Source organism: uncultured Microbulbifer sp. (assembly GCF_947498635.1).
GTDB lineage: Bacteria > Pseudomonadota > Gammaproteobacteria > Pseudomonadales > Cellvibrionaceae > Microbulbifer > Microbulbifer echini.
Genome location: NZ_CANMKV010000073.1, coordinates 1 through 6,120 on the forward strand (window position 1 = coordinate 1; position 6,120 = coordinate 6,120).

At 54.9% G+C, this 6,120-nt stretch carries 9 protein-coding genes; all 9 read right to left on the reverse strand.

The window, feature by feature from the left end; genetic code table 11:
* A partial coding sequence (locus Q1A69_RS19530) for a DUF2163 domain-containing protein (RefSeq protein ID WP_299589423.1) occupies window positions 1-672 on the reverse strand: 672 nt, incomplete at its 3' end.
* Window positions 669-1,262 carry a DUF2460 domain-containing protein gene (locus Q1A69_RS19535; protein WP_299589425.1) on the reverse strand — a complete coding sequence of 198 codons (594 nt, stop codon included), beginning with the start codon at window positions 1,260-1,262 and terminating at the stop codon, window positions 669-671. The genes Q1A69_RS19535 and Q1A69_RS19530, both read right to left, overlap by 4 nt.
* Entirely contained in the window at window positions 1,262-3,508 is a 2,247-nt protein-coding gene (locus tag Q1A69_RS19540; protein WP_299589427.1) for a phage tail length tape measure family protein, read from the reverse strand. The genes Q1A69_RS19535 and Q1A69_RS19540 overlap by 1 nt, the downstream gene beginning before the upstream one ends.
* Window positions 3,509-3,524: 16 nt before the next feature.
* Window positions 3,525-3,788 (reverse strand): hypothetical protein, encoded by a 264-nt coding sequence (locus Q1A69_RS19545; protein WP_299589429.1) that lies wholly within the window; start codon window positions 3,786-3,788, stop codon window positions 3,525-3,527.
* A gap of 20 nt (window positions 3,789-3,808) precedes the next feature.
* Window positions 3,809-4,168, reverse strand: coding sequence for a phage tail assembly chaperone family protein, TAC (locus Q1A69_RS19550; RefSeq protein WP_299589431.1), 360 nt, complete (start codon window positions 4,166-4,168; stop codon window positions 3,809-3,811).
* A gap of 12 nt (window positions 4,169-4,180) precedes the next feature.
* Window positions 4,181-4,654: a phage tail tube protein gene (locus Q1A69_RS19555; protein WP_299589434.1), complete on the reverse strand. Its 474-nt coding sequence runs from the start codon at window positions 4,652-4,654 to the stop codon at window positions 4,181-4,183.
* 50 nt (window positions 4,655-4,704) lie between these two features.
* On the reverse strand, window positions 4,705-5,097 hold the full coding sequence (locus Q1A69_RS19560; protein WP_299589437.1) for a hypothetical protein: 393 nt from the start codon (window positions 5,095-5,097) through the stop codon (window positions 4,705-4,707).
* Window positions 5,098-5,296: 199 nt separating this feature from the next.
* Window positions 5,297-5,689 (reverse strand): hypothetical protein, encoded by a 393-nt coding sequence (locus tag Q1A69_RS19565; RefSeq protein ID WP_299589439.1) that lies wholly within the window; start codon window positions 5,687-5,689, stop codon window positions 5,297-5,299.
* Between the two features lie 126 nt (window positions 5,690-5,815).
* The coding region (locus Q1A69_RS19570) for a hypothetical protein (RefSeq protein ID WP_299589442.1) at window positions 5,816-6,120 on the reverse strand (305 nt) is incomplete at its 5' end.

Sequence of the window (6,120 nt, forward strand, 5' to 3'; positions counted from 1 at the left end):
ATAGAGGCGCGCGGAGACGTTATCGCCACTCACCCAGCGCACTCGCCAGCGTTTGGCCGCGGTGGGTAGGCTGGCAAGGTTATCGGCCATATAGGTGACCTTGGGCTCGTCACCATCCACGGCGATCACGGTGGCGGGCTGCCACAAAGGATCTGTATTCACGCCGCAACCGGTCTGGGAATTGGCCGGGGTGCCGAAAATCGCCCTACAGGTAACGGAATCCACATGGCCGATACTCTGCCGCAGGCGCATGGCGTAGCTGAGTAATTCCGGCATAAATACCGTATTGCGCGCGGTGCGCACCTCGCCCACATCACCCCCGTCGAGCAGCAACGCGCCCATAGACAGATCGCGGTAATTGACTAAAACCATGACCCACTCTGCCCCGTCCAACTCACCGCGTTCCGCCATTTCCACGGTGATGCCGGGCACGTCGGTGCTATACAGCGAATAGCCCTCGGCATTGTCCACATCAAAACTGGTATCACTGGCGATAATGCTGGAATCGAAACCGTTCTGGGCGTAATAGGTGAGCCCCTCAAATTCGATATCGCGGTCCAATGTTGTGGCGCCGAACTGGCGACCGTCGCTTAGGGTGATTTTTAATAAGCGACATAGGGTGGTGACGCCGCTGTCCAAGTGGGCCTGTAAAGCTGGGGGAATCTGTCTCACAGGCGAATCTCCAGCAGGTCCACATTGCCATTGAGTACCGGCAGTCGCTGGTGGCGGTTGTCGATACTGAATCCGATTTCATCGTCTTCAAAGCGCACCGGTACATCGAATTCACCGCTCCAGCTAATCTCTGCACCGTTATCGGCACTGAGCTGCACTTGGCCCGTGGTGTAATCGATACTGGCGGCCACCGGGTTACCATCGGCAAAAATGGTTACCCGACCAATCACCGGCTTCGCTATTTTGCGCTGATAGGAAAAGGCACCGAATATATATTTTTTTACCAGCTGGTAGCTCTCGCTATTACCAGAGCCAAAACCAATCACTTCCCGCTCCGCTTCAAAATCGCTGGCGTCTTTAAAACGAAAACCAATCAGGGCACCCATGCAGGCGTGATGGGCGGCAACCACGATTTGATGGTCGGCAGAATCCAGGTTTTTAAACAGCAGGGAATAACGGCCCAGGGGGCGCTCCCATTCGGCATTGCGGCGCTCTACCCCGCTGCGCAATGCTTTAATTTCGGTTTTATAGCGGTGGCCGTATTCGGAGCCGTAGGCCACTTTTTCCAGCAGACGACTTTCGTTAAACATTAAGAGCCGAGCCTCCTGCGGTTAATCCGTTGTTTGCGTTCGCTTTCGCGGGCGAGCTGTGAGGCGGTGCGATTATTCACCTTGCCATCGACGCGAATATTCTGCGTCATGGAAACCGGGCGGCTGTAATCCCCTGCACCGCCACCGCTGTGCCTATCCGCCTGAATCATGGCCAGGGTGCGATCCAGTTTTGCGCTGGTTTCTGAGGTGGTGACCCGCTCGCCTTTTTGCAGCAGCCAGGTGCCGTCTTCCGGTACGGCATCGATACCGTCGTGAGCCATACCGGTGATTTTTGCCGCGGCTAAACCGCCGGTAACATACACCGCACCCGCCGCTGCCGCGCCCAACACCGGGCCCACATAGGGAATCGAGGCCATGGCGTTATAGGCCCCCATGGCCGCATCCTGGGTATTGGCAATCACACTCTGCAGGGCATTGCGTTTTTTCTCATCCAGCAGAGTGCCGCCGATGGCGAGGGCTGCGCGCATATAGGCCGCCTCTTCGCCTTCCATGCCTTGGTAATACTGCCCCGCCACATCCATCAGGGTGGCGTACCCCTCCAGCTGTTGCTGGCGGCGCAGGTCCTCATTGGCCTGGGTGATTTCGGTCAGGCGCTCTTCATACTGCTGCCGCAAGGATAATTCCTCTTCATCCCAGGTGGCATTGAGGTCGGCGCGCTCACTGCGGAATTGCTCCAGCATTTGCAGTTGAGTGGAATACCAGTCCTCGAGCTCTGTGCGGGCGGTTTCGATATCTTCACCACTATCGAGGCCGCCCAGGGTTGGGCCGTCTTCGGTGGCGGCATCGGCGATACGGCTGAGAGTGCTGGCACGCTGCTCTTCGGTGAGGCCGGCCATGGCATCGACAATGGCCAGGCGCTCGCGCATCTGATCGGTCAGTACTTCTTCGTCGGTGCGCAGATCGCGCAGCAAGCTGGCATAGGCTTCCTGATTGCGCTGCAGGGCCTCGGCTTCTTCTTTGGCGGTTTTAAATTCGGTGCCGAGCTCTTCGATGACTTCGTGAAAGGCGATCCAGTGATCCACCGGCGGAAGTAACTCGCCCTCCGGGTGCGCATCAGTAATCAGGCTGGTATTTTCAGTCAGGCCGGCGGGGGCCGGTGTTGAGTTACCGGCAATTTTTGAGCGCGGCTTGTAATAGGTATCAATCGCGAATTCCAGCCGCGCCAGCTCCGTTTTTAATTCTTTATCGTTCCAATATTCCACCACGCCTTTAGGGCCGAAGAAGCGCAGGCGCTCGCCAAAGTCATTATTGTTGAGCACATCGCGAATACGCTGGGCATCCCGTTCCAATCGCACAATATCGTCGGCATGAATGCCCACGGTAATGGCCGCAAACTCCTCGGCGAGATACTGGACGGTGTTCACCGTCTCGGTGATCACTTTGGAAACTGCGGTAAACCCTTTAATCAAACCATTGGTAAGCGCAGCGGCCGCTTTCTTGGTGGCCGGATCTTGCAGCAGTTCGGTCAGCTCCTGCAGTGCGGCCTTACCCTCATTGAGCCCGCCCTCGGATTCGAGCAGATCGCCAAAGGCGTTCTGGGCCTGCTTTAAGGCCCCACCAAACGTATCCGCTGCCGCTTCCGCAGCGCCGCCAAATTGTTTTTCCAGCTCTTCCAGGATCAGGCCCTGCGCCTCGGCCGTGCGACCGGATTCCACCAGGGCTTCGATGGTACTTTTTTGCGCATCGGTAAATTGGATACCGGTGCGGCTGAGGGCAGAAATACCCTTTATCGGATCATTCAGCGCTTTGCCCAGCTGAACCGCCGAGGAGCGTAAATCGGTCCCCATGGCCACGGACATATCCAAAATTGCCGGGGTGGCTCGTTTAAATACCTCGCCTTGAATATTGGTAAAGGTCAGCAGCAGCGCTTCCATTTCCATCACGGCTTCATCACCAAAAGTGGTGAGCTGCTGCATGGTGCCGGCCAGGTTTTGCAGTTCTTCCGAGGAAAGCCCCGCGGCGCCCTCGGTGGACTTCAACCGCGCTTCCAGCTGCCGCAGGGCATTTTCCTGGCGTATGGTCGCATCGATAATCGCTTTACTACCGATCGCACCACCAATCGCGGCAAAGGCGGCCCCAATAGCCCGCGCGGCCGTCTTGCTGCTTTTTTTGATATCGCGCATACGCTTATCGGTATGGCGTGATGCTTTATCCAGCCCCTTCTCAAAGCCGCCAGTTTTAGCGACCAGATCAACGCTTAATGTGCCCAGGCTTTTTTTAGACATAGCTATCCACTGGCCCCTAGTGCCAGCTCTTCATCGCCTGCTGCAGCGATAGCTCTGGCTCTTCCTCATGGGGCATAAAGTCGGTGATTTTTACGGGACTGCCTTTACCTTTGTGGGTATTGGCGTAGAGGGTGGCGAGTAGCGCCGAGGATCTTTCGATACGCATTCCCGGATGCAGGGAACCGCGTTTTTTACGGTAGAGCGCCCAGCGCTGGACCTCCTCATAGCTGAGCCTCTGCTGAGCCTCGGCGATGGTGCAGCCGCCGATGCCATTCAGCACCAGCTCGTGCCAGAGTTCGTCTAGCTCACTGAGCTGGGTGTCTTTCCCAAGTTATTCACCGCGCCGATTTCCAGCAGCAGCGCTTGAGTCAGGTTTGCATTGAGTGGGCCGCGCTCCGGGTCTGCCTCGCCGGTGATATCCTTCGGCGTAAAGACCGGTTTGCCCTCCACATCGACAATACAGGCCGCAATACGCCCGGCGATCACATCGCCCTCGCCACGCAGTGCCGCCACATCACTGACGGCGCTGTGATACGAGAGGCGGCGGACATAAACGGTTGCGGTTAATTCCTGTTCGCCCTGCTTCCAGGTGATAGCGCGCTCCACCGGGGGGCCAGAAAAAGCGCCCTGCTGCTGCAGGGATTCGATGGTTAATTCCATGATTGCATAACCTTAAGTGGAAGCTTTAACGGTCCAGGCGGAACCGCCGCTGCGCTGGATCGACATTTCGCCAGTGACCAAACTGTTCTGCTGGAAGTCAAAGGGGAAGTCGGCCACATAGCCCTCGAAGGTGAACCAAGTGCGGCTATCCGGCAGCACAAAGTCTTTATCGGTGACCGTAGGTGGCTCGGTGCCATCACTCCAGCCCACCGCCCATTTCATATTGTCCACGGTGTCATCCTGGGACAGCGCATGCAGGCGCTTGTGGACCGCATTTTTCGGATTAATTTTAAGACCCACCGACGCCTGCCCCGGTGTACGCAGGCCCCGCTTGAACTTTTTATCCAAGTCTTCCAGGGAAGTATCATCCAGCTGATCCGCCGGGTTACCGCCGGGGTTAAAAGAATTCACCCCAGTCACTTTCTGCACAGAATCATCTGCCGGATCAATAAAATATAGGTTGGTGCCCTGAGCCAATTGAGACATAGGGATTCTCCCGTTGCTTTAGTAGAAATTAATACCGACGCTGAGAGGCGTCATTCAGTGGAATATTGGGCGGTATAGGTCAGGCGTACTTCGCCTAGGGGGTGATCCTGATCCAAGGCAAAATCGGTTTGCGAGAGCGCAAAAATCTCACAGGCACCGCCCAGTGTTCGATCCTGCAGGACGCTCTCAACATCCTCAGTAGCCTGATCCAGTAATTCATAGATATCCCCCCGGCTATGCACCACCACCGAAACGACAAGATCCAGCTGGCGGGTAGTACCCGAGAGTTCCTGTTCTGTTTGTTCCGTGGCAAAGCCCACAAAGATGGCCGGCAGCCTTTCTCGTTCGATGCCTTCCGTGCTGCCCGCTGAGGGGAAGTGGTAGCCGGAAAGGGTTTGCAGTTTGTTTAGCGCGGCATCGCGGATGGTGATGCGTTGGGTCATTGGCATGTGCTCCAGGAATTTCGGGCATAAAAAAACCCGCTGGTGCGGGTTTGAGTGTCCATCTGCGGTTAAAGAACGCTACATATCAAAGTACATCTTTTAAATCTAACGCCCAGCTTTGGGGCTGACTTGGAGCTGCGAAGCAGCGGAGAGACCGTCCCAGCCCCGAAGGGGTGACAACAGCCGCTTGTTAGCCGTGTTACTCGTGAATGAAATAGACATCCGTTTCATTGCCTTCGTCTACCATTGGAACTTCAATTGATTCCAGGGCTTCCAATATAGTTATGAACTCCTTCTCTGGGACCGAGCGCCCCAGTTTCTTACTATAAAGGCTTCTTAGTTCATGCCTCGAAACGCTAATTTGATCAATGCTCAAAAGGCACTTTTCATTCAGAAGCTCAGCTAGACTTCTGACATTTTCAGATGGCACTTCTGACTCTTGTACGTGCCAGATGAAATCTTGAACCTCTTCTGGATCATTAATTTCGTAAATAACCGAACCGGAGATACTTGTATCTGTCTCCTTGTTCCATTGAATTTCTTTGGCACCGAGAGCGCCTAGGAACTCTATAAGAAATTGCTTTCTTCGCATGACTCTCTCGTACAGCTAACGCCGCGTTCAGCCGCGGACAATTTTGGGCGCTTTATGCGCGATAATGGGAGTGCAGCGACCACGCATAACGTGCACAAAGTTGTGCCGTCGGCCTGCAGCGTTTTGTTAGAAGCTCTTTTTTTCTACCGCCACTATAATTGGGAACCCCCAAAATCCGTCCTTCATTCTTACAGTAACAGTGTCGCCTGCTGAATACGAAGTGGCTTCTTTCGATGATACAGAATATCTCGCGCTCCCGCGCTTACCTGATAATTTTACATATGAAAACTTGCTGTGCCGCACAACTTTTGAACCGAACCCTATCACCTCATATGGCTCTGAATAAATGTGGGGTTTTGCTAGTTTGCTATTCAGTGTGGCGACAATTAAAACTGAAGCAAAAACTGTAAATATAGCAACCATTGGATAAT

What these genes read in the sequence shown, in the direction of transcription:
- Q1A69_RS19535 (WP_299589425.1), bottom strand. Translation starts at nt 1,262, where the DNA reads ATGTTTAACGAAAGTCGTCTGCTGGAAAAAGTGGCCTACGGCTCCGAA.
- Q1A69_RS19540 (WP_299589427.1), bottom strand. Translation starts at nt 3,508, where the DNA reads ATGTCTAAAAAAAGCCTGGGCACATTAAGCGTTGATCTGGTCGCTAAA.
- Q1A69_RS19550 (WP_299589431.1), bottom strand. Translation starts at nt 4,168, where the DNA reads ATGGAATTAACCATCGAATCCCTGCAGCAGCAGGGCGCTTTTTCTGGC.
- Q1A69_RS19555 (WP_299589434.1), bottom strand. Translation starts at nt 4,654, where the DNA reads ATGTCTCAATTGGCTCAGGGCACCAACCTATATTTTATTGATCCGGCA.
- Q1A69_RS19560 (WP_299589437.1), bottom strand. Translation starts at nt 5,097, where the DNA reads ATGACCCAACGCATCACCATCCGCGATGCCGCGCTAAACAAACTGCAA.
- Q1A69_RS19565 (WP_299589439.1), bottom strand. Translation starts at nt 5,689, where the DNA reads ATGCGAAGAAAGCAATTTCTTATAGAGTTCCTAGGCGCTCTCGGTGCC.